This is a genomic window from Vibrio sp. 2134-1 (assembly GCF_033339495.1).
Genome location: NZ_JAWOUS010000003.1, coordinates 247,808 through 269,279, shown reverse-complemented (window position 1 = coordinate 269,279; position 21,472 = coordinate 247,808). Strand labels below are relative to the sequence as shown.

Annotated in this window: 20 protein-coding genes and 1 pseudogene; 6 read left to right on the top strand and 15 right to left on the bottom strand. The window is 40.9% G+C overall.

What is annotated here, in order from left to right; genetic code table 11:
- Positions 1-3 precede the first annotated feature (3 nt).
- On the bottom strand, positions 4-633 hold the full coding sequence (locus tag R7R78_RS05880) for a hypothetical protein (RefSeq protein ID WP_017635850.1): 630 nt from the start codon (positions 631-633) through the stop codon (positions 4-6).
- 200 nt (positions 634-833) lie between these two features.
- Between R7R78_RS05880 and R7R78_RS05875 the strand changes: the two genes are divergently transcribed.
- The 4 genes from R7R78_RS05875 to R7R78_RS05860 all read left to right on the top strand — a co-directional run bounded on the left by R7R78_RS05875 (position 834) and on the right by R7R78_RS05860 (position 6,188).
- Complete coding sequence (locus tag R7R78_RS05875; protein WP_025768472.1) at positions 834-1,235, top strand: GFA family protein; 402 nt, start codon at positions 834-836, stop codon at positions 1,233-1,235.
- Positions 1,236-1,388: 153 nt separating this feature from the next.
- On the top strand, positions 1,389-2,060 hold the full coding sequence (locus R7R78_RS05870) for a YoaK family protein (protein WP_005375484.1): 672 nt from the start codon (positions 1,389-1,391) through the stop codon (positions 2,058-2,060).
- A 455-nt stretch (positions 2,061-2,515) separates the two neighbouring features.
- Positions 2,516-3,880 (top strand): YjiH family protein, encoded by a 1,365-nt coding sequence (locus tag R7R78_RS05865; RefSeq protein WP_017635848.1) that lies wholly within the window; start codon positions 2,516-2,518, stop codon positions 3,878-3,880.
- A 436-nt stretch (positions 3,881-4,316) separates the two neighbouring features.
- Positions 4,317-6,188 carry a methyl-accepting chemotaxis protein gene (locus R7R78_RS05860; protein WP_017821611.1) on the top strand — a complete coding sequence of 624 codons (1,872 nt, stop codon included), beginning with the start codon at positions 4,317-4,319 and terminating at the stop codon, positions 6,186-6,188.
- Positions 6,189-6,332: 144 nt separating this feature from the next.
- Here R7R78_RS05860 and R7R78_RS05855 read toward each other — a convergent pair whose 3' ends face one another.
- The 3 genes from R7R78_RS05855 to R7R78_RS05845 all read right to left on the bottom strand — a co-directional run bounded on the left by R7R78_RS05855 (position 6,333) and on the right by R7R78_RS05845 (position 9,099).
- Positions 6,333-6,674 (bottom strand): hypothetical protein, encoded by a 342-nt coding sequence (locus R7R78_RS05855; RefSeq protein ID WP_213871208.1) that lies wholly within the window; start codon positions 6,672-6,674, stop codon positions 6,333-6,335.
- 232 nt (positions 6,675-6,906) lie between these two features.
- The gene (locus R7R78_RS05850; protein WP_213867825.1) at positions 6,907-8,064 is read right to left on the bottom strand and encodes an amino acid permease; all 1,158 of its coding nucleotides are present in this window, start codon (positions 8,062-8,064) and stop codon (positions 6,907-6,909) included.
- Positions 8,065-8,787: 723 nt separating this feature from the next.
- Positions 8,788-9,099 (bottom strand): hypothetical protein, encoded by a 312-nt coding sequence (locus tag R7R78_RS05845; RefSeq protein ID WP_005375472.1) that lies wholly within the window; start codon positions 9,097-9,099, stop codon positions 8,788-8,790.
- Between the two features lie 141 nt (positions 9,100-9,240).
- Between R7R78_RS05845 and R7R78_RS05840 the strand changes: the two genes are divergently transcribed.
- Positions 9,241-9,573 carry a helix-turn-helix transcriptional regulator gene (locus R7R78_RS05840; RefSeq protein ID WP_005375470.1) on the top strand — a complete coding sequence of 111 codons (333 nt, stop codon included), beginning with the start codon at positions 9,241-9,243 and terminating at the stop codon, positions 9,571-9,573.
- Between the two features lie 111 nt (positions 9,574-9,684).
- On the opposite strand, the gene R7R78_RS05835 is transcribed toward R7R78_RS05840, so the two are convergent.
- The 3 genes from R7R78_RS05835 to R7R78_RS05825 form a co-directional block, all read right to left on the bottom strand.
- Entirely contained in the window at positions 9,685-10,065 is a 381-nt protein-coding gene (locus R7R78_RS05835) for a hypothetical protein (protein WP_005375467.1), read from the bottom strand.
- 167 nt (positions 10,066-10,232) lie between these two features.
- The gene (locus R7R78_RS05830; protein WP_017821615.1) at positions 10,233-10,619 is read right to left on the bottom strand and encodes a GlcG/HbpS family heme-binding protein; all 387 of its coding nucleotides are present in this window, start codon (positions 10,617-10,619) and stop codon (positions 10,233-10,235) included.
- 9 nt (positions 10,620-10,628) lie between these two features.
- A complete protein-coding gene (locus R7R78_RS05825; protein WP_206957800.1) occupies positions 10,629-11,597 on the bottom strand; it encodes an aldo/keto reductase family oxidoreductase in 969 nt (322 codons plus the stop codon).
- 128 nt (positions 11,598-11,725) lie between these two features.
- On the opposite strand from R7R78_RS05825, the gene R7R78_RS05820 reads away from it, so the two are divergent.
- Positions 11,726-12,601: a LysR family transcriptional regulator gene (locus R7R78_RS05820; RefSeq protein ID WP_225473273.1), complete on the top strand. Its 876-nt coding sequence runs from the start codon at positions 11,726-11,728 to the stop codon at positions 12,599-12,601.
- A gap of 9 nt (positions 12,602-12,610) precedes the next feature.
- On the opposite strand, the gene R7R78_RS05815 is transcribed toward R7R78_RS05820, so the two are convergent.
- From R7R78_RS05815 to R7R78_RS05780, 8 genes and pseudogenes are all read right to left on the bottom strand, one after another.
- On the bottom strand, positions 12,611-14,368 hold the full coding sequence (locus R7R78_RS05815; protein ID WP_017821618.1) for an SgrR family transcriptional regulator: 1,758 nt from the start codon (positions 14,366-14,368) through the stop codon (positions 12,611-12,613).
- Positions 14,369-14,876: 508 nt separating this feature from the next.
- Positions 14,877-15,391: pseudogene (locus tag R7R78_RS05810) on the bottom strand (IS5/IS1182 family transposase); the annotation flags it as partial.
- A 494-nt stretch (positions 15,392-15,885) separates the two neighbouring features.
- On the bottom strand, positions 15,886-16,464 hold the full coding sequence (locus tag R7R78_RS05805; protein WP_225473271.1) for a TerD family protein: 579 nt from the start codon (positions 16,462-16,464) through the stop codon (positions 15,886-15,888).
- A gap of 9 nt (positions 16,465-16,473) precedes the next feature.
- Positions 16,474-17,040, bottom strand: coding sequence for a TerD family protein (locus tag R7R78_RS05800; RefSeq protein ID WP_225473270.1), 567 nt, complete (start codon positions 17,038-17,040; stop codon positions 16,474-16,476).
- Positions 17,041-17,043: 3 nt separating this feature from the next.
- Positions 17,044-18,291 (bottom strand): toxic anion resistance protein, encoded by a 1,248-nt coding sequence (locus R7R78_RS05795; RefSeq protein WP_225473268.1) that lies wholly within the window; start codon positions 18,289-18,291, stop codon positions 17,044-17,046.
- On the bottom strand, positions 18,292-19,404 hold the full coding sequence (locus R7R78_RS05790) for a hypothetical protein (protein WP_225473267.1): 1,113 nt from the start codon (positions 19,402-19,404) through the stop codon (positions 18,292-18,294). It lies immediately after the preceding gene.
- 70 nt (positions 19,405-19,474) lie between these two features.
- Positions 19,475-20,350 carry an HpcH/HpaI aldolase/citrate lyase family protein gene (locus R7R78_RS05785; protein ID WP_225473266.1) on the bottom strand — a complete coding sequence of 292 codons (876 nt, stop codon included), beginning with the start codon at positions 20,348-20,350 and terminating at the stop codon, positions 19,475-19,477.
- Positions 20,347-21,465, bottom strand: coding sequence for a cysteine protease StiP family protein (locus tag R7R78_RS05780; RefSeq protein ID WP_225473265.1), 1,119 nt, complete (start codon positions 21,463-21,465; stop codon positions 20,347-20,349). The genes R7R78_RS05785 and R7R78_RS05780 overlap by 4 nt, the downstream gene beginning before the upstream one ends.
- Between the last annotated feature and the right edge of the window lie 7 nt (positions 21,466-21,472).

Here is a 21,472-nt window from a genome sequence, read left to right as displayed (position 1 = left end):
TCATCACTGTTGCATATGTAAGTTATTCCCTACACGCTGTAATGTGGATGAATTGAATTGATTTGGCGTGTCTGCCATTGCTTGATCGTCACCGTGCGCTAAATATGAAAGCGTGATAGTTGTATCACTTTTCCATTCGAGCTGAGTAAATTTCACGCGGTCACCAACAAAAATACTGTCTAAAAGTACAACTCGGCTCGGCACGGGGTCAAACTTGAACAAGCCAACATAGTTAAACGAACCGCTACCTTGTGTCGTTACAATCATCGGTGCAACAACCCATGAAACACCTTCAATCTCACGCTGACTAATCGACGCAGTTGGGACAAGTACCTGACCTTTCGTCGCACCTGCATCATAGTCACCTATCAAATAGCCGTTTTCTTTATCCCACTCATCAAGAAAAGTGACCGCACCCTGCTCGGGGACTTGGATCGTCCAAGGATTACGTGCAGTGATACCAAGCGTCTCTTGCACAATAACGTTAGTTTCTACTTCTGTTTGAGGAAACTTAGCCATGATCTCGTCATCAGACAAACTAAAACGATAAACACCCGCGATCACAACCACAACTAATAAAACGATTGGAATAAGTAGAATAAGTGGTATCGGCAGGATTTTTTTGTGAGTCATGAAAGCTTCCTTGTTTCAAGGTATAAACGAAAAGCGAGTATACCATTGTATACCCAAATGATTTCACCTCTTCAAGTGTTTCAAAATTAAACTAAACTGATTATATCCAAATAGTTTCAAGTCCAGAGCTCATAACGAGCTAGTGACACAAGCTCTGTGCTCTAGGTCTATTGGTGTATTGGGACAAATAGGTAATCACGATGACAAAAACCATTCATACATGCGAGTGCGCCTGCGGTTTAGTTGAGATCCGTTGTAAAGGAGAGCCCACCCACACGTCTGTCTGCCATTGCTTCGAATGCCAAAAACGAACTGGCAGTGTTTTTGGGGTACAAGCTCGCTTTGAAAAAGAGCACGTCACTTTAAACGGTGAAGTCACTAGCTATACCCGAATTGGCGATGATGGCAGTGAGGTTCAGTATGACTTTTGTCCATCCTGCGGCACGACAATGAGGTTGTTCGTTGCTGCATACCCAGAAATCATGATCATTCCCGTCGGTCTATTTACCGATAAAGAGTTCCACCAACCTACCGTTTCAGTCTATGAACAAATGAAACACGGGTGGGTGAGTTTCGAATGCACAACGGAACACATCTGCTAGCGGGCAATCCACGTTCACATATTTACTTTGGCTCGGACAAACACCCTATAAGTGAGATTTTTTTGAGAATGATCAATCGAGTTTTACTGTAAAGGGTTTCGTAACTCGGTGTGAGCGTTATAATCGGCTCCTAATATTTGGTGGGGGTTTATTGTGATTTCCAGACTTCCTCGTTGGGTGGAATATGGCGCGTTTCTACTAGCTCTTCTCGCGGGCTGCGTCAACGCCGTTGGTCTTCTCGGCTTTCAACACCAAGCGATAACTCATCTTTCGGGAACCGTAACTCAGCTAGGGAACAGCTTGCTAACAGGTGTGGATAGCTCCATTCACCTGCTCTTCATCGTATTTAGCTTTTTGATTGGCGCTGCCTTTAGCGGCTTTTTTATTGAAAGCAGTGCGTTAAAGCTAGGACGAAGATATGGTGTTGCACTGTGCATAGAAGGAAGCTTGCTCTTACTCAGCTTGGGCTTTTTGGTGCAAGGGGATTTGTACGGCCAATATCTAGCATCAGCAGCATGTGGATTACAAAACGCAATGATCACCACGTTTAGCGGCGCAGTAGTCAGAACCACACATATGACCGGAATCATCACCGATCTAGGGATTATGATTGGAGAGAGCTTGAGAGGTCGTCAATTTGACCGACGTAAAGCAAAATTATTCCTATTCATTTTCTTTGGCTTTTTGTTTGGCGGCGTCGCGGGAGCGGCTCTATTTACGGTATATGGTTTATATACGCTGGTTTTCCCAGCAATATTGGCTTTTTCTACAGCTCTGATTTACTGGAGTTACCTATACATACTTAGCCGTCAACAAAAAGCATAAAATTTCGATCCGATTGAAGCGACATGCTTCAATCGGATTTGGCTCAATAGGTTCACACTGCAACGGTACAAGAAACGCTGAACGGTATTTTGACACCACTAAAAACCTTAAAATAGATAAGGCTAACTGAATTTCTGGCAAAGAAGTTAGTTAGATCAAAATCACATTTGTTTACCATTTTATTATTCCAGTCACAATGCGCCCCATAATTCACTGCGCAATTCGCCTCTCGTGCTACAATTTTCTAACACAAGCAACATATTCGCATACACTTAGACGTTATTTGACCAATTACCCGACAAATCGGCTGAATAACTAGATGTATTTAATGAATAGTATTGCAATGGATGCAGTTTGCGGGTACCCTCCGCAAAACTGTGATTAAATACGGATGTTTAGTGAATATTTATGTCATGGAAATGGCAAGTATTGACTAGTAGTAACACGAGACAACTATGCATAACACCACTAATGCTACTGAAGCTCCTAAGGGCAACTTTTGGATGTTTTTCATCCCTTCCCTAATTGGTCTTCTACTCTTTATGGCTCCGATCTCTTACGATGGCGGCCTAACCATTCCCGTTGCCGTGATGGCAAAAGTCATCCCAGCGGTGTTAGGCGATACCTTGATTGCTATCGTCACCAGTATCATCGCTTTCATGGCCGTTGCTTCTGTTCTTTGCAAAATTTTTAAGCCAGCTGCAATTTTACGTAATGGTTTTTTAAACGGTCTCTTCAACCCATCTCCACTTTGGCTCGTTGTTCGTTTAATCGGCGGCGCTGCCGTGTTAATGACGTTCTTCCAAGTGGGTCCAAAAGCAATTTGGGAAGAGAACACTGGCGGGCTTGTTCTTACTGGTCTCCTACCTACTCTGTTTGCCGTTTTCATTTTCGCGGGTTTACTGCTTCCGCTTCTTTTGAACTTCGGTCTTCTGGAGCTATTTGGTGCGTTACTCAGTAAAATAATGCGTCCGGTATTCAACCTACCTGGCCGCAGTGCAATTGACTGTATGGCATCTTGGTTAGGCGACGGAAGTGTTGGTATCTTGCTAACCAGCAAGCAATACGAAAATAAGTTCTATACTCAGCGTGAAGCGGCTGTTGTCGGGACCACTTTCTCAGCAGTATCGATCACGTTTAGCCTAGTTGTTATCGCTCAGGTAAAACTAGAGCACTTATTTTTGCCTTTCTACGGCGCTATCTGTCTAGCTGGAATCGTAGCTGCGATTATCATTCCTCGCCTGCCTCCGCTTAGTCTGAAGAAAGATCGCTACATTGACGGCAGCAACCCTGATAAAGACGCAGATGCAGTACCAGAAGGCCACACCACATTCTCTTGGGGTATGGATCTAGCTCTTAAGCGAGCTGGTCAAGTCACATCGGTTCAGTCTGTATTTAAAGAAGGCGTACACAACGCAGTCGACATGGTATTTGGCGTACTACCTGTAGTGATGGGTCTTGGTACCGTTGCATTGGTGATTGCAGAATACACGCCTGTATTTGCAATTCTGGGTCAACCGTTTATCCCATACCTAGAGCTACTGCAAGTCCCTGAAGCTGTTGCAGCATCACAGACAATCGTTGTTGGCTTTGCGGATATGTTTATTCCAGCAATTTTAGCGGCCTCAATCGATAACGAAATGACACGTTTTGTTATTGCGGCAATGTCAGTAACTCAGCTTATCTACATGTCGGAAGTAGGTGCCCTACTGTTAGGCAGCAAAATTCCAGTAAACATTGTAGAGCTCTTCGTAATCTTCATTTTACGTACGTTAATCACGTTACCTGTGATTGCTGGCGTTGCTCATCTTATTTTCTAAAATCGAGACGTCAATAAACAAAGGCTCCGCATCGTCGGGGCCTTTTTTATACCCAAAACTCCGTTCACATTAGGCTTTTAGTAAAAAGCTCATAATTTACAAAGACAAAACTTCAACAAAACACCTGCCAGCACCAACAAAATTTTCATCACCTCACCTGCAAAGCCAGTTGATGCCACTACTTGTTAAGCAATTCTTTTCATTATGACGATTTCATTAATCGAGCTCGCAAACATGATCACACTCACAAGTTTTAACGTAAACTACCGTTTTGTTTAAATTTAGTTAAAAAAGACGACAAATGAGTTCATGTTTTTGACAAAGATGTCGATAAAAATATAACCAAACACAATAGGTTTCTCTTTATGCCCAATTCGCTCGGTTTAAAAGAGGCGAAAGCAAAGTGGAACCAACCGGGAGAATCAGAGGAAAGCTCATGAAATTCAGACATAAGGTTGTCACAGCCTCTTCATTTTTGCTGCTAATTACCGTGTCGTTATTGTCGACACAACAAGTTATGACCATCCGCTCCCAAACTCAGGAGCAAATCGACTCAAGTGTAAACGAGATATTGACCAGTGTTGGTAACACTGTGCAATCAGAAATGAATGCAAAGAAGGATCTCGCTCGCTCCATTACTGAAGTGATTGAGCTTGACCCCAGTTCACATAGCTATGTTCAAAACATACTTGAAAGACCCACGCCAAAAAGCAGCTTCCTTGCCATCGGTTTTGGTTATGAAAGTAATGGCTTTGTGATTGAAAATGACGACGGCTGGGATGCGGGCCCAGACTACGACCCACGTCAGCGTCCTTGGTTTATTGCAGCTAAGAGCAAAGGCGATTTGGTCGTAACCGATCCGTACGTCGATGCGTCTTCGAAAAACGTTATCATCTCTGTTGGTACGCCAGTAAAAGAAAATGGCCAGTTTTTAGCCGGTATGTTTTATGACCTCGAATTAACTACCCTTTCTGATCTCGTCAACCAAGTGAATCTGTTTGATGCTGGTTACTTATTTTTGGTCACCGCTGATGGCACAACCATTGCTCACCCTCAAAGTAAATACAACGGTGAGAAAGTCGGTAGCTACCTCCCACAAATCGAACTTACGCAATCAGCACAACATGTTGAGATTGATGGCAACCGCTACATGGTTAACCTGACTCACATTCCTGGCGAGAACTGGTACGTAGGTTCGGTGATCGATGAAGCTGTTGCCTATTCTGCCGTAGGAGAGCTTCGTAACAACGCTATTATTTATTCAATCATTGCCGTGATTGCATCTATTATCGCCCTAACTCTGTTGATTCGCACTCTCATGCGTCCTTTGGACACGCTAAACAATGCGATTAAAGATGTAGCATCAGGGAAAGGCGACCTTACACAACGCCTCGAAACAGATACTGACCAAGAGTTTTCTGAGCTTGCCACAAACTTCAATACGTTCATGGAGAACTTACAACAGCAAATCATTGAGTCGAAACGTATTTCTGATCAAATTTTAAATGGAACTCAAATCACCGCTGAGGGCGCAAAAGACTCGGCAGGCGCAATTCACACTCAGCTGCAAGAGCTAGAACAACTTGCTACCGCGATGCATGAGATGTCTGTCACCGCGACAGAGGTTGCTAATAATGCGCAAGGTGCGGCAAGTGCAGCCAAAGAAGCCGACCAAGCAACGGTTGAGGGGTCTTCTATCGTTGGTGAATCGACACAAACGATAAACATGCTTTCCGATAGCATTGACCTTGCAGTCGAAGAAGTACAAGTGTTGGAATCTGCTACCGCCAATATCGAAACGATTCTAAAAGTCATCAACGATATTGCGGACCAAACGAACTTACTCGCGTTGAATGCCGCAATCGAGGCTGCACGTGCGGGAGAATCTGGCCGAGGCTTCGCCGTTGTTGCAGATGAAGTACGTACACTGGCACAACGTACCCAAGAGTCGACAACAGAGATTCGTACTATGATTGAGCAACTACAATCTGGCGCTTCATCTGTGGCAAATGCCATGCATCAAAGCAAAGGTAGTGCTATAGAGGCCGTTGAAAAAGCGGGTTTAGCAAATAGTGCGTTACAACGCATTCGTGATGCGATTCAGCGTATTTCCGATATGAACTTGCAAATTGCCTCAGCAGCGGAAGAGCAAAGCCTCGTCGCTGAAGAGATCAACAACAATACGGTGAATATTAAAGACCTATCGACTCAAGTCGCCGAATCGGCAAATCGAACCAACGACGCGATGCAGGCGCAACAAGAAGATGTACATAAACAAGATCAAATCTTAAATAGATTTACTGTCTAACACTCATCTAAGCAAAAACAGCGAGCATCGGCTCGCTGTTTTTGTTTTTAACCCTCAACCCTAGTATTGGTCGATGTTACGTGTGCCATGTTGGTGCTTTTAAGCTCAACATTACAAGAACGCCGACTATGTGTCCTTTCAAGTTTAATTGAACTCGACATGGATATAGCGATCATTAGAACGACGATAATAGCGGTCGTCCACTTTTAGATAAGTGAAATCTCCAATCTTTATGTAGGTACTATTCCGAGGAATTCGGTCATGGTAATAGTAACTGCGCCTTGGTCGTCGGGTCTCCACATAAATAACGTCACGATGTTTGTGTTTATGCTTGTGCTTGCGCTTGTGTTTATGATGGTGGTGATGCGCATGATGGTGATCGTACCGATGTCGATGCTTATGCTTCGGGTCAGCCACCGCTTCTGTACTCAACACACCTAAAGACAACATAACGCCAACCATGGCAAAAGATAATTGCTTTGACACAACAGAGCCTCTTATTCATATCAACATCGATATAATAGAAGGGTGAATCACTGTACATGTCAGCCTTTCGCTAAGGAGTTTTACTAAAAAGTCAGCGCTAACCGTGATTATCAGAGAAACGTCAAACATCACAAATGCTGATGACTTTGAGTGGCCTGGGTTCGGCTATGAATACAAAAAAGCCGCCCGTTTGACTACGAGCGGCTCAGTTTTTAAATAAGCTAGCGTGATTTTATACTGCTTGGGCAAACAGCAAGAAACAGCCGAATAGGAAGATCATGCTCATTCCCATTGCGCCGCCACCAGCTTCATAAATATTGTCATCTTTTACCGGCACTCGGCGCACTTTCATGGTCATTGATAATGGGACAAAGACCGCGAGAAACACAAGAATAATCCCCGCGTAGCTGAGAATAGCTAGGAAGTGTTCTGGCGCAAATACAGCACCTAATAGTGGTAGCACAAAAGTAGTAACAAAAATCACTGGCTTACTTGCTTTCAGTAGGTCTGCATTTTGATCGTATAGCGCCATTGCAACACCTAAGAACGACGTTAGTAGTGCCAAACCAGTAAACATGGATAGGATGAACTCTAAGCCCTCGTATTGCTGACCTAGTACCGATATCAACTCTGTTACGTTGGAGTATTGAACAAGCTCATGAGGTGGTAGGTTGCCGACAACCGCTAACAACCATAATAGGTAACAAACAAGCGGAATAGTTGAGCCCACGATAATCATATTACGCAGCTGTGTTTTACTCGCTTCTTTGTTGTAAGTTACAAGCGATGGGATCACGACCATAAAACCGAAACTGGTGAAAAGCACCGAACTGGTTTTGATAAGTGCCATTTTATCGTCGCTCACAACCTCATCAAGTCCTTCAAACGAGACGCTTGGTGCAAGCGCAAAAAGTGTCAGGATCAGCGCTACGATCATGCCTAGGAACAAACCGCGATTCAGCTTATCTACTACCCCTGTACCTGCCGAAACAATGATACCAACTAAAAGAGTAAAACCGACTTGGCTTGAGATCGTAGATGTTGGAAGCCCAATTGAGGCTGTTACTTTTTGTACGAGATCACCCGCACCAATGATGTAAGCCATTAATAGACAAACTAACAGGGCGTAAAGCAAGCTGTTGGTTACCAACTGGCCTCCTTTACCAAGCGTTTCGCGAGCAATTGCATTCATGCTCACACCACCACCTACTTTACAACTGGCTTCAAGAAGGAGCAGCGCAGCATAAGTCGTTCCAGCCCAGATGAACAACATAAGAAGAGTGCCCCAAAGGAGGCCAAATTGAGCAAGCACCATTGGTATAGCAAGCATACCAGCGCCAAGAGCAGTACCTGCAACGATCAGGGAGCTGCCGACAAGTTTTAGGTTCACGGTTAATACCTCTAAATTCAATCCGTTAATTTCTCACCAGTTGTGCTTTATCTAAAGCACACAACAAAACGCTCCGACTTAGTCAAAATTTGGTTACAAGAGCACTATGTTACAAGAGCCCTGTATGGCTAAGAAAACATGCAACAAAAGGTGGTTAATCATTTGCACATGAACACTTGAGAGTCATTTTTGGCGATGTCATCGCTGATGAAATGTGCGCAACTTTGGGTTCGAAGCAAAATTGTTCATCTTAATTCATCAACCCCATTCGTTATGAATGGATTTGGTTCGAAAAGATTGTAAGGCATAAGCAGGACGATTGAAAAGCAAAAGGTCAATCTTATAGCGATATATTTTAACAACTCTTATCTTTTACCTAAGATGTGTTGTTTTTTTCGTCACTAATTAGTCTTTTATCGCTTAAAGAAAAGGAAGAACGTGCTCAATGGCTCAATTTGGCTGGGTGTACAGATTAATTTACAGGTTAAGTGAAGGTGTTAGATTCCAAGGACGTAGCCTAGATCGGACAATATCGCTATTATTCGCTGCGTACCGACACTGTTCGGTTCACATACCTCTAAACACTGATTTACGGTTCGAAAATATAGGTAAATGAGTGTCCGAATGCTGGGTGTGGTTCCCCAGCATTTGCATCCTTTCTTTTAGATGGCATCAATTGATCGAAATTCCATAAATCTTGTATCGCCCGACTTTACGGCTGTGTTAATACGCTTTATCTAGCGCGCCAATGATATAAGTTAACACTGGAATACCCATATCGGCGACCTGCTTCTCAGTCTCACTCATATTTTCATGCGCCATCCGCAACTCTACTTCACTTATCGATTCTTTGTGAAGGTAAAGCTCTTTGTAGTTCATCAATCGCTGTTGTGACTGTTGAATCAGTGTCACAACATTCTCTTTAGTCTCACGATGTTGCTGATCAATTTCACTAAATAAATGATCTAAAATGCGTTGCATTTTGCGAATAGAAGCTTTCGTTTCTATTGATTTGTATGATTGATACTTTTCCATTTAGTTAATAACTGACTAAAATATTTACGTTTTTATAAGACAGTTATTTTTATACTGATTGCAAAGCAGGTAAATATGTGGTGGTTAAACTGGTCCACTTCTTGCTCCGTTTAGGTCAAAACTGTCCTTTCAGGAGAGCACATGCAGGTAGACCCTATAATTCAAGCACTGATCGCAAGACGAAAATCGAATGGCCTCTCCCGTGAGCAAATGGCAAACATCGCTGGAATGAGCGTAAAAACATATCAAAGGATCGAGCGCGGAGAGTCCGATCTTAAACTCTCACAATATCGTGCCATATTGCGTTCGCTTCATTTGACTGACCTAGATATTGCCTTAGATGTACGTGATGTTCAGCATGTCACAGCAAATGACTTAACGGCCGTGGCGCGATTGCTCTCACCGGAAGCTCAGTCCCTGCTCGTTCGCCTGTTATCGTTAATCCTTGAACAAAAGAACAAGAAAGGTGATTAACCACATTACTCATACTCAAACGATGAATGCCCTGTTGAGCGTTGAAACATGAATCGTTTAGACAAAAATAAAACTCGTCAAATGACGAGTTTTATTCTTTATATCAGTCCGTTACTCTAGGCTTTTTAATTCCGATGTATCAACGCCTTTTATTGCATCTTTCGCCACTTTATCAGGATCAAAGACATCACGTTCTTCATACGAATTATCAATCATGCCTTGTCCTATCGCGGTCGCCTGCTTTTGTAACTTGTTACCCTCTACCTCACCAGCATCCCAGCCTTGTCGATAATCGGAGTCGGTTTGATACCTTGTTTCGTCCTTAATATAGTGTTCAAAATCATTCCCTGCCTCTTGCATACCACTATGCCGACCGTCATGAAAGCCTTGAATATAAGCTTCATCATAACCGCTCTCTTTTAACGCGCTGTCACTCGTACCACAGCCTGAGAGGAGAACAAAAAATAGCGAAACGAATACCTTATGAAACATATTTAGGCCTCAAAGCTTTCAAATAAATTAATCATAGTTCGCGATTTCAACTTCTGCTTACTTCAGGCTATTAGATAGCATTGTGACTCGACGAAGCCTGTGAACTTGAGTCCCTACAGTGAGTACAAAGCTGGACAAAGCATCACACCTACTGATAAACATTATACTCAACGCGCGTTTAATACTTCCATCGCAAGTGCTTCATCATCTTGCTCAGCCAAACCGCTAATGCCAATTGCACCGACGATTTTCCCCTCTTGTTCTATAGGCACACCACCCATAAAGCCTGTGATCTTCGGGTCAGTCCAATAACTCAACTGCTTACCCGTCTCACGAGCCCAAGCACCCAGATTGCCGCTAGGCTGACGGTCTCTAGCCGAGGTGTAAGCTTTGTTCTGGGCCAACAAACCTGCTTGCAGACTCACATCATCCATTCGGGCAAAACCGAGCAATTCTCCATGTGTATCAACCACGGCAACCGCAATGTTTTGCTTGCGAGCAGTCGCAATTTCCAATGCCGTTTGAATCAGAGTTTGAACTTGTACGTATTTCATTTTTCTCTCCTACGGGATCTCATGACCAAGGGTTTTCTCGAGCAAGCCATACCAATGGCTGCGCGACAGCGTGACGTTTTCCACTTGAGCACAAGCGCGAATACGTTGTGGGTTTGCAGTACCAATAACAGGCTGAATTTGGTTTGGATGACGCGTCAGGAAGGCTAAAACAATCGCCTCAGACGACACGCCATATTCAGCTGCCAGCGCCATCACCATCTCCGCCGTCTGTCTGGTGTTGTGATCATCAGAATGTAAGCCACGCTCTGAGAATCTTCCCTGCGCCATACTGCCCCACGCTTGCAGTTGGATATTGTGCTTACGGGCATGTTCCAGTGTTCCTGCAACGTAATCAGATGCCGACGAAGGAAGCCCCATGCCTTGCTTGATGAAGTCAGACTTAGCCAGACTCATTTCCAACTGGTTCGCCACGATAACTTCACCCGTAGCTTGTTGGAGAAGATCAATTTGAGCACTGTTCATGTTAGAGACACCAAAGTGGTTAACTTTGCCAGCTTGTTTCAGTGCTTGGAGCGCTGTGCCCAGTTCTTCAAATTCAACCAAAGGATCCGGGCGATGCAGCATCAAAACATCAAGGTTTTCCACGCCAAGGCGTTCAAGAATGCTCTCAACAGAAGCCGTCACCCATTTAGCAGAGAAGTCATACTGCTTCACACCTTGCTCATCTCCTAGACGGATGCCGCACTTGGATTGCAGATAAATTCGTTCTCGTAACGTTGAGTCATTGGCTAAGATGCGCCCAAATACTTCTTCTGCCTTACCGAATTTGTAGATATCCGCATGATCAAAGAGATTAATGCCTACCTCTAATGCTGCCTCTACAGCGGCATAAGCTTGGTTTTCATCTTGGGCGGTTAATGGGTTGCGATTCCACTCCCCTCCAAGCCCCATGCAGCCGAAGACCAAGCGGCTAACGTTAGGTAAGGTTTTGGCGAGCGGTAGTGTTGGGTTGTTCATCGTTGTTCTCACTTTTCCGATTTCTGCATTTTCAATTTCTGAAATTAACTCGAACCATCTTACCGTTCGTAAAAATTAGTTTAATACCGTAAAATCGAATTCATTATCCTCGTTAGCGAACAATCGAGATGACAGATTACAAAAGAATTGAAAAACTGATGCTGTTTGCCGAAGTGGCTCAAACACTCAACTTTTCTAGGGCAGCGGAGCAACTTGGCATTTCTAAAAGTTACCTGTCAGAACAAGTCAAGCGATTGGAATCGGAACTCGCTACGCCTTTGATTGTTCGAACTACACGCAGCGTGAGATTGACGGCAGAAGGTGAATCGATCTTTGCGCAAGCGGAAGATCTCAAACGACGCGTAATGGAAATGGAAAAGAGTTTAAGTCAGCAATCTGAGCAAATAGACGGCCTGATTCGGCTTACCGCTCCCAAGATGTTTGCTGAAGCGGTACTGCATGATTTATGTGTGGCGTTTCGCGCTCTACATCCAAACGTAGAGTTCGAGATCCTTTCTAGCTATCAAGCGTTTAATCTGACGGAAACCAGCGTCGACTTTGCGTTTCGAGCGACAAGAACGCCGCCAGAGAATATGATTGCTCATCACCTTTTGGACTACTACCACTGGCTGGTTGCCTCTACTGAGTATCTGCAAGAACAAGGCACGCCGGAGACATTAGGTGATTTAAAAAGCCATCAATGCTTAACCACGTTGCATCAAAAAGAATGGCCTTTAAAAACGGGAACGGTTCAAACCCAAGGTTGGCTTTCAAGCAATGAAAACCGCCTACTCAAAGAATCGGCCCTGTCCGGCAATGGCATCGCTCGATTAGCAAGTTACTTTGTCGAGCAAGACGTTGATAATGGCCGACTAGTGCAGGTTCTATCGGAAGAAACGGACCACCAGCACAACGCAGTGTACTTGGTGTATCCGCAACTTATCTATCAATCGGCGAAAACCAAAGCCTTCATTGAATTCGTGAAGCAGCACTTTGCTAAATAACTAAGGCAGTTAATCCGCTGACCACACCGAGCGAATATCTGGCCAACCCCAGTTAGTTAAAGCGACGTCTTCTAACACACCTTGGAAGCGCAAAGTTTGTGTATGGTGGAACATAGGTGCAATCCAATACTCGCTGATCAACGTCGATGCAATTGGCTCCAATGCATTAAGGTACTCCTCAAGTGGAACGAAAGATCTGACTCTCTGTAGTTGTTCATCTAACCATTGTGCGTTCTTTTCTCCCAAAGTGTGGAATAGCACAGCGTTGCTGAAGAAGTTCGTGAACGCTGAGGCATGACGATTATCATCTAGGTTTATGTTCGTTACGACCATTGTCTCATTTAGCTCACCGTTCTTAGCCTTCTCGTTCAGCTCACGGTAGGAATACATAACAATTTCTACTTTACTGCCAACACTCGCCAAACGATTAGAAATAGCCCGCGCACAGCGACGCAATGCGGTATAGTTATATCCTGCTATCGTAATGTGTTTAGGTAACTTAAGCGGCTCACTGAACGGACGGAGCACTGGCTTCCAACCTGGTAGCAGGTTATAAGCGGGTATACTCCCAAACACAATATTCTCGCGGCGCATCACTTCGGCCAAGTGCTCAGGTTGAATTAGCTCACTAATATAACGGCGCTGCGCTAAAGAGAGTTTGTGCTTAGCGTGCTGATTAAATAAGGTGAATAAGCAACCATCTTCTATTCGGCTACGCTTGCTCGCCGATGAGTTTTCTCGGTTTTGCGTCGACATATAGTGTCCACACAAATCCTCCTCGGGCGAAGCATCCCTTTGCAACGTATTTGCTGCCAATGACGGGTTCTCCATTTGCTCGTCATTAACAATCCAGATAGTCACCAAATCCGTTAGAACTCTACATGCGTAGTAACCATTAAATGCTTGCAGTTTTAAACGACTTTCATTGTGCTCGACAACAGAGAATGGGCCACTTCCGACCACCAGCTTGTTATTCGCTACGTTAACTTGGCTTACTGGTTGAATGCCGTATTTCACCCCAGAAATAAGTCCAGCAAAGCCCAAGTCAGCTCGATTAAGCTTAAAAACAACTTTCAATGGCGTTGGCGCAGTGATGTTAGCGACATGTGCCAATTCTTTTTCGTAATACTGTAGTGAACTCAATTTTGCAAACAAGCTAACCACTGTTTCTGCATCAATGGAATTACCATTATGAAAAGTCAGACCTGGACGAAGGTAGAAAGTCCATTCGTAGGTGTCTTCGTCATAACGCCAGTGATGTGCGAGTTCTGGTTGCACTTTCCCATTGTGATCACTCGAAACTAAGCAACAATAGATTTGCCTTAATAAGAAACGTTCGCTGCTACGCTGAAGTTGATGTGGAACGACGCGCTCAAACATTCGCTTATAGGTTAATTGAATATTGAGCTGTCCTTCTTGAACAGAAGCACCAGACGTTGTTTTTAACAAACGGCCAAATGCCATTTCGTCTTCATCTAATATCGCCAGTGCTTTTTCATACTTACCTAACTTGATACGTTCAAGAGCCAAGCTCTCTTTTAATACGTCTAACTCCATATTCAGAATAAGAGTCGATCGTTGGTTCCGCCCAGCTTTCGGGTGCCAGCTCAACCACGCCTTCTGCTGCATTTGCGTTAGCAGGCTACGAGCATGCCGAGAAGAAGTGAACATGATGTCGGCAATGTCCTGTAACGTGGTTTTTGTTTCATCACCAACGCTAAACGAGAGTAATCGTTGGTAATAGCGAAACAAATTGAGATCAGACACTGAATCAACCTTAGAGCTGTGAAGCTTGTGGATAGGAATAGTTTACTTAAGTTGGCGGTAATAAAATAAGAAAACTTCCTAATTATCTGTTCCCCTTTTCCACAATTAACCTCCAAATTCGGCTTTAAAGCCCCATATATTTACGTTATTAGGAAAAAAGCCAACAAAAGCACTCTCTTTTTTATATCCCCTTTTATACACATAATTTACTCGTCAGCTAAAGGAGGAAAAAATGAAGAAGCCAATGATGGCGTACTTTTTTCAGCAACGCCTAGCTCAATCGAGTAATAAAATAGAAGTGATGACTCTGGTTTATCTTAACGATATGTTCCAGTGGTCATAGCCTAACCTCAAGCAGAACTTAGCTCCTGATACTACACCCCCACTTCGTTGTATCTTAAGTTCTGCTTTTTCATCATTTGCACTCCAATACCTTATTGCAGGTTACTAAAAGTTGACTATTTGAAATAGTATTATTTCATGCACTATTAGCGTTGTTGCAAAATTCTTACAAGAGGCTAAACAGCCTAAAGAGAAGTGATTTTGATATAAAACACTGAGCTTCAGGCATGCCAAACCCTCTAAGCTTGTTGAGCACTTTTAATCATGGTGTAAGTTTCACCAACTTGAGCGTTGTAGTTTCTTAGTTATAGTTTCTAACCCAGCAACTGCTTTACTCGATACATAGCTTTTTCGGAGAGTGCACATCTGAGCTCTTTCTTGACCTCCTTTATATACCGTAGAATGTCTTACATCCTAAAGCCAGATTACGAAGGTATCCACGCTCCTAAAAGGCCGATCCTTCCCTTGGCTAAATGATAGGAACTGCTTTCTTTATTCGTATGACATCATGGTATTTTCTTGTGCCATAAGTGCCATCATCTGATACTTCTAGGACCGTTTAATGTGTCTACCTAAGTAAATGGGGCAATACTTCGGCACCGGTTATTTAGATAAACTCAGAGCTACTTCGACTATTTCGCACGCGCTGGTATCTACGGCTAAATATAACTTGCGCCAGATACTCTATTGCGCTCCTAGTGTTGATTTAAATGAAAGCTTAATGCCCTATAGAGAAAACGCCCTTTACCACCAGTGCGGTAGTAATAGCTAGGTCTCAGATCCGACGAGACATAGTACGCTTGTTCGATTTGCTTTGCTTCTATTCGCTTATGGTTTATTCATCAACCCCAAAAGTGGGTGAGCCCCGGTTAATGAAGGCATTATTTAGTGGTTTTCTAACGAGGTTTACGCATATGGTTATGGTTATGGTTATGGTTATGGTTATTAACTAGTGCAGCCTATCAAATCGCAACTTATTTATTTAGTTACATCAAATTACTCAGCACAGACGAATTTGGTAAGAAAAGTTAAGTAATATTAAATTTTTAATATCATTTAAATTTGACATTTCATTATAAATAGCATTAACAAATATAATTCACCATTAAAAAAGCCTAACAAAAATTAACAGTTAGGCTTTGTTTATTTTAAATGTAAAATATCATATAAACTAATTAATATATATGTTGCAAAACCGTGCTTGCAATCTGATTCACATTACTTCCATTAGCGTTAACCCCTTTAGAAGTAAAGTTCCACTCTTTATTTTTATAAGTCAAAAGGCCAATATAAATTCCTGTATGACCCCCTTGCTCATTTAAAGTGAAGCGACAAATCTCATTTGAAGATTGATCCAAAATACGGCAAAAAGCATTTTCGACTTTATCGAAAGTTTGTCCTCTAAAACTGTTAACTGTAACAGCAATGTATTTAACAGAATTAGGCAACTTTGTCAGGTTAATAGTAATTTTCTCATCGTCACCATCACCTTTGCCTGTCAAATTATCTCCTTGGTGGATAACAGACTTACACTTTGATTTCAACTGAGCGTACCAAACAGAATCTAGTACATTTAAATTTTCATCAATCAATAGGCAGGATGCATCTAAGTCAATTGAAGCGGTACCGAAAATAGAAGCAAGGAAACCTTTCGATTTAGCTACGTCCCAACCTAAACCAACAGTAATACTAGATAATTTTTCAACTTCTTTAGTAAGCGATATCGTTGAGTTCTTTGATAAATTAATAGACATAATCTTACCTTATTGATAACCAGCCACAATGTCGCCGAGACCTAGTTGGTAGCCAGCTCCAACTGCATGGAACTCCCACTCGTTACCACTTTTAACTAACGAACCTACTTGCACAGCAGATTCGTTTGCAAACTCTTGACCTAGTTTGTACTCAGCAATCAAGCTCCCAGTTACGTCATTGTAAAGCCTAATGTAGCTGGTATTTACATGTGAAAAACCACGTGTATCGTTATGAATCGTAACAAAAATAGATAACTCAGCTGCTCTTAGGTCAATTGATTGCAGATCTATGTTGATGACCTCATCATCACCATCGCCCGCACCGGTGCGGTTATCACCATGGTGTACCACCGCTCCCTGGGGACACTCCAGATTATTGTAAAAAACAAAGTGCTGATCAGACAAAAGTTTAGGCTGATCTTGTGCATCGTAAGAGCAAATAAATATACAGCAATCAATGTCAATTGGTGGTTCTGTGGGTATTAGATCCCAACCAAGCCCAAGCCTCAACTTACGCAACGCAGGCTCAGCTTTCGTTAAGTTTATTGTATTACCTTTTTCTAAATTAATCGACATTGATTATTCCTTATTTTTTAATAGCTTAGATAATTCTTTTTTCATATTAACCATTCTCTCATCAGCGATCTCGCGATTTCTAGCTCCCTCCTGTTCAATGGAAACAACATCTTGCAATGTGGTAATCAGAGTATTTTGCACGTGCTCCAGTGTTTCCAGATCTATAACTGAACGTTGATTCGCTCTTGCTGTTTGCAACGTATTTTGTCTTAATAAATCTGCATTTCTCTTAATTAAGTCATTTGTAGCATTGTCAATTTTGCCCGCAAGTTCTAGCGACTTTCTCTGCTCTAACATAGAAATAGCAAGCGTAAATTGCTTCTTCCACGATGGGATCGTTAATGTCTTAATATTGTCGAACTTCTCAATCAAAGTGATATTGTTAGTCTGTACCATCCGAATCATTGGAGCCGTTTGTAACGCAAGCATTTGCAATGACCTTAAGTCGTGAACACGTTTTTCAATACGATTGTGAAAGGACTGTAAGTCGCTTAATTCTTGCGCTTTTAAAGGAGAGTTTTCATCTTCAAGCTCTTTTGCTAAGACTTCTGCTTTACCTTTTATGAGCAAACGCCTTGATTCTCCGTATATTATGGCTTCTGTTAACGCCTTATACTGCGCTATGTTTTGAGAAAAAACAGTTTCGAGCTGAACAGAACGCTCCTGGAGACGCACTTGCTGCGAATTAATCTCTTTTACTACCCTGTCGAGCTGAGTGCTTACCGAGTTAAACTGAGCTAAAATAGCCTCTTTAGAATATTTGAATCTAGATATCAACTTTCCAAAAAAGCTGTCTTTCCCCATTAGCCCACTTAAATCAACTCCTTTAGCCAAGCCCACAACTTGATTTAGGTTCTCTCCCATTTCTTCCAGATCTTTAGTCCGAACTTGATTCAACATAGAGTCAGAATATTCAGCTATTTTCTCAGCTGACTCATGACCGAGAGTACTAATACCTCGTGACGAATAGATATCAATCTGATTAAGTTGAGTAACTATACGTTGAAATGCTTCTCTCGGGTTTAAGTTCGCTTCGTTCAGATCAGCTTGATAAACTTCAATCGATTTTTCAACACAACTGTATATACTTTTAACATTTTGTCCTTTAATCGTCGGAAGTTTAGAGATATCTGTAGTGCCTTCAACTATTAGTGAGTTTTCTATTGTTTTTACAACATTAGTATTAGATGAATTTTCTATATTGTTAGAATTAACATTTTTGGATGTAAAAGTCTTCGGTTGGAATACCATTTATCGCAGCTCCTCTATATTTCGAATCAATTGTTCCTGAATGTCGTTCAGCTCATAGTAAAGTATTGAATCGTTTGATTCGTCGATAGCAATAACTGTTAAAAATTGCTGTTTCCAGACTTGAATAATATCTACTTTAATTTTTTCTAACTGTTCAAAGCTACCTAACAAATTAGAGCTATATAATTCTATTTGGGGGAAAGTCAAATCTATAGATTGTTTTAGAGAAAGCAAAGTTTGTACTTTCCTTTCCCATCTTTTAATTGAATCAAATCCGTTTTTTTTAAAAGAGTCAGAAAGATTAATACTTTCTTGTTGAATTGATTTTTTTTCTTTATCCATCCTTAGTATCAATGCTAAAATTTTGAATATAAGGTTTTTATTCAAGCTTTGTAACTCTATAGACCAATACTGAAACTTTTCGAGATGCGTTCGCATTTCAGCTAGGTTATCAAATACTCGATTTATTCTTTCGTCAATATTATCACTTACATAATCAAAGTCATACTTAATCTTTCTTATTTTTTGATTATGGTTACCAAAAAGTTTAGATAGCTTCGTACCAAACTTATGTGGATTGAAAATATCAATATCTATACTTTTTGCCAATTTAATAATGATCTGTCCTAATCCTAAAATTTTATCTACCTTACTTAACTTAGCATAATCGGACAAAAACCCTTGTAATTGTTGGAATTTTTTTGACTCCACATTTCCAAATTCTATTTGATACATAGGATCATTGAAAATAATAGAATTGTAAATGTTAATTATAACCAAATAGTCTCCATTATTTAAATTGACATTTTTAAACTCTCTTCTACACAGTTTTTCAACTTCAATTTTAAAATCTTCTTCAACATTAACTAAGTCACTTTGAATTGACTTTATTTTATTGCTAAATAAAACTGAAGGTTTTTTCTTATTATTATATTTTATGTTTTTCCCATATTTTTCACTCTGAAGGTGTTCAAAACTCTCTTCGGATACAAGACTTCTATTAGACTTTATATGGCTAAATTTCTTGACAGCTAATTCATGTTTTTCTTCATTTTCAGGAAGTTCATTAACATGAGTTGGATCTAAATCTTTATGATGAAATGTTTTTATCATTACTTTTCGCACTATGATATTAAATCAAAACTTCCTCAATAATAATTATCAATTTGAGGTCATAAGTTGTCTAAAATGAATTAGCCAAAAATTTAGTTCGTTTAGCCCAATTACTGTGGCATGCTACTTCCATCATTTGTCCATTCATTTTATAAACTGCCGGGGAAGAATCTGCCAAAACTGACTCAGCTTGAACAATATGTGTATTTGAATAACTTTTAAAAAAACCTTCAATTATTTTAACTTGTTGAGGATGAATAGCAGTTTTTCCAAAAAGGCCATAGTTAACATCCATAGCAAGTTCCCTTATCAACGTTTTATGGTCATCGATCATATCAAACACAGGCGCAGAAAGCTCATAACCGTATGGCCTAAAAGCGATAATTAAATTCTCTATCACCGAACGTAAGGGGGTTTCATAAATTGTTTGGCCTGTCATACGTTTTATACCCAGAAGATTGAATAAATCGTTACCTCCTATACGAAGGCAAGTTATATCTCCATAGATATTTTGTAAACTTCTTCTAATCTCTGGTAATTTAAACGCATCAATTACATCAAGAGATTCTAAGGTAGGCATTAGTTTAAACTTAATAGAGTGACATTTTAATACTCTATGATAATCTTCATTTGTTTTTAGATCATATTTAGGGAGAACAAAACCATCTATTTTTTCAATCCCTCTAAAATACAATATATTTTCAAGAACTTCTGGGCTTCTGGGACGAATAAACCTTTTGAACTGTGTATTTGAACTATCTAATCCATCGATCGCAACACTCAAATTCTTAAGTGATTGATTCAATTCACCTTCAGAAATGGCATCTTCAGTACAAAAAACCATACTCTTTGATCCCAATCCTTCTTTCATTAACATTTTTAGATTCGGGTGATTACACGGAGTATACAATGTTGCTCCCAAAGAGAAGTAGCTAGAGATGTTCATTTTATTGCCTCTATATTAAGTGGCTTAATAAGTGCACATGCTTCAAATAGCAAGGTTGGTTCTTCTTCTACTTTGACTCCTTTTTCATCTGCTAGCATTAATAAATGTTTGACTTTATTGCTGTCTATTGAGCGAACAATAAGTAAAGAAGGAACACGTCTTAGCATGACTCTAGTTGCTTCGGCTATCCCAGGCTTAATATAGTTTACATCTTTAATAGAATATTTAATGGTCAATGAGGATATAAATCTTTTTATTTGATCTTTAGTGTTACCTAAATCGACAATTGTCTCATGTTGCTCAAAAGGTTCATCTTTAAAGTTTTCTTTCAAAAAACATTCTGCTATCTTTTCCACAAACCAGTGGGAATAGTCAAATTCTTTTAGGTGATTATTGATTACGCAGCCATGGAATTTTTGTTTTTTAGGATCTTGCCATAAACTTCGCGAAATCAAACCTGATACTGTAGAATTCAACATAGACGAAGGTATTGGATAGTCTTCTTTCGTGGCACAATAATCGGCAACCCCACCTGTATCACTGACAACATAAAGGTACGGTTTTATATCAGTATTATTTCTTTTGTTATAAGAGAAAATAGATCGCTTTAATTCCTTAGTGATTACTCCTTTTGCAGTCCAGCCGTCAATGAATACTAAGGAAGAGGAATCATATCTTTTAATTTTCAACAAGTAATCAAGAGCAACCGAATCAATACCTCTATCCCGAATAATGCTAATACTATAATGACAAACTTTTCTATTAAAATAATACTCTAACGCTCTCTTTATTAAAACGCCAATTGGTGTTCCTGCTCTAGCTAAAGAAACCAGAGTGATATCTCCCAATTGATTATTATTAATCTTTTCAGCGAGAGAAAAAATGTGTTTTGCTAGTTTGTTTTTATACTTATCGGTAAATTCAAAGAACAGTCTTTGATATTTAATTGATGGTTTTGATTCTTTGTTCAATAATTCAGAGTAATGAACCCCTTCAGACTGGATTAGATTTTCTTTTTCATTAATTGAAAAGAACTGACACTTGACAACCTCTAAGAGGAACTGACAGTCGTTCTCATTATAACTACCGATTATTGGAGATATAGATAAGCTCATAATATTA

Bases quoted from the DNA above. Each gene is read 5' to 3' on its own strand.
- R7R78_RS05880 (WP_017635850.1), bottom strand. From the start codon at position 633: ATGACTCACAAAAAAATCCTGCCGATACCACTTATTCTACTTATTCCA.
- R7R78_RS05875 (WP_025768472.1), top strand. From the start codon at position 834: ATGACAAAAACCATTCATACATGCGAGTGCGCCTGCGGTTTAGTTGAG.
- R7R78_RS05865 (WP_017635848.1), top strand. From the start codon at position 2,516: ATGCATAACACCACTAATGCTACTGAAGCTCCTAAGGGCAACTTTTGG.
- R7R78_RS05860 (WP_017821611.1), top strand. From the start codon at position 4,317: ATGAAATTCAGACATAAGGTTGTCACAGCCTCTTCATTTTTGCTGCTA.
- R7R78_RS05845 (WP_005375472.1), bottom strand. From the start codon at position 9,099: ATGGAAAAGTATCAATCATACAAATCAATAGAAACGAAAGCTTCTATT.
- R7R78_RS05840 (WP_005375470.1), top strand. From the start codon at position 9,241: ATGCAGGTAGACCCTATAATTCAAGCACTGATCGCAAGACGAAAATCG.
- R7R78_RS05835 (WP_005375467.1), bottom strand. From the start codon at position 10,065: ATGTTTCATAAGGTATTCGTTTCGCTATTTTTTGTTCTCCTCTCAGGC.
- R7R78_RS05830 (WP_017821615.1), bottom strand. From the start codon at position 10,619: ATGAAATACGTACAAGTTCAAACTCTGATTCAAACGGCATTGGAAATT.
- R7R78_RS05825 (WP_206957800.1), bottom strand. From the start codon at position 11,597: ATGAACAACCCAACACTACCGCTCGCCAAAACCTTACCTAACGTTAGC.
- R7R78_RS05820 (WP_225473273.1), top strand. From the start codon at position 11,726: ATGACAGATTACAAAAGAATTGAAAAACTGATGCTGTTTGCCGAAGTG.
- R7R78_RS05805 (WP_225473271.1), bottom strand. From the start codon at position 16,464: ATGTCTATTAATTTATCAAAGAACTCAACGATATCGCTTACTAAAGAA.
- R7R78_RS05800 (WP_225473270.1), bottom strand. From the start codon at position 17,040: ATGTCGATTAATTTAGAAAAAGGTAATACAATAAACTTAACGAAAGCT.
- R7R78_RS05795 (WP_225473268.1), bottom strand. From the start codon at position 18,291: ATGGTATTCCAACCGAAGACTTTTACATCCAAAAATGTTAATTCTAAC.
- R7R78_RS05790 (WP_225473267.1), bottom strand. From the start codon at position 19,404: ATGATAAAAACATTTCATCATAAAGATTTAGATCCAACTCATGTTAAT.
- R7R78_RS05785 (WP_225473266.1), bottom strand. From the start codon at position 20,350: ATGAACATCTCTAGCTACTTCTCTTTGGGAGCAACATTGTATACTCCG.
- R7R78_RS05780 (WP_225473265.1), bottom strand. From the start codon at position 21,465: ATGAGCTTATCTATATCTCCAATAATCGGTAGTTATAATGAGAACGAC.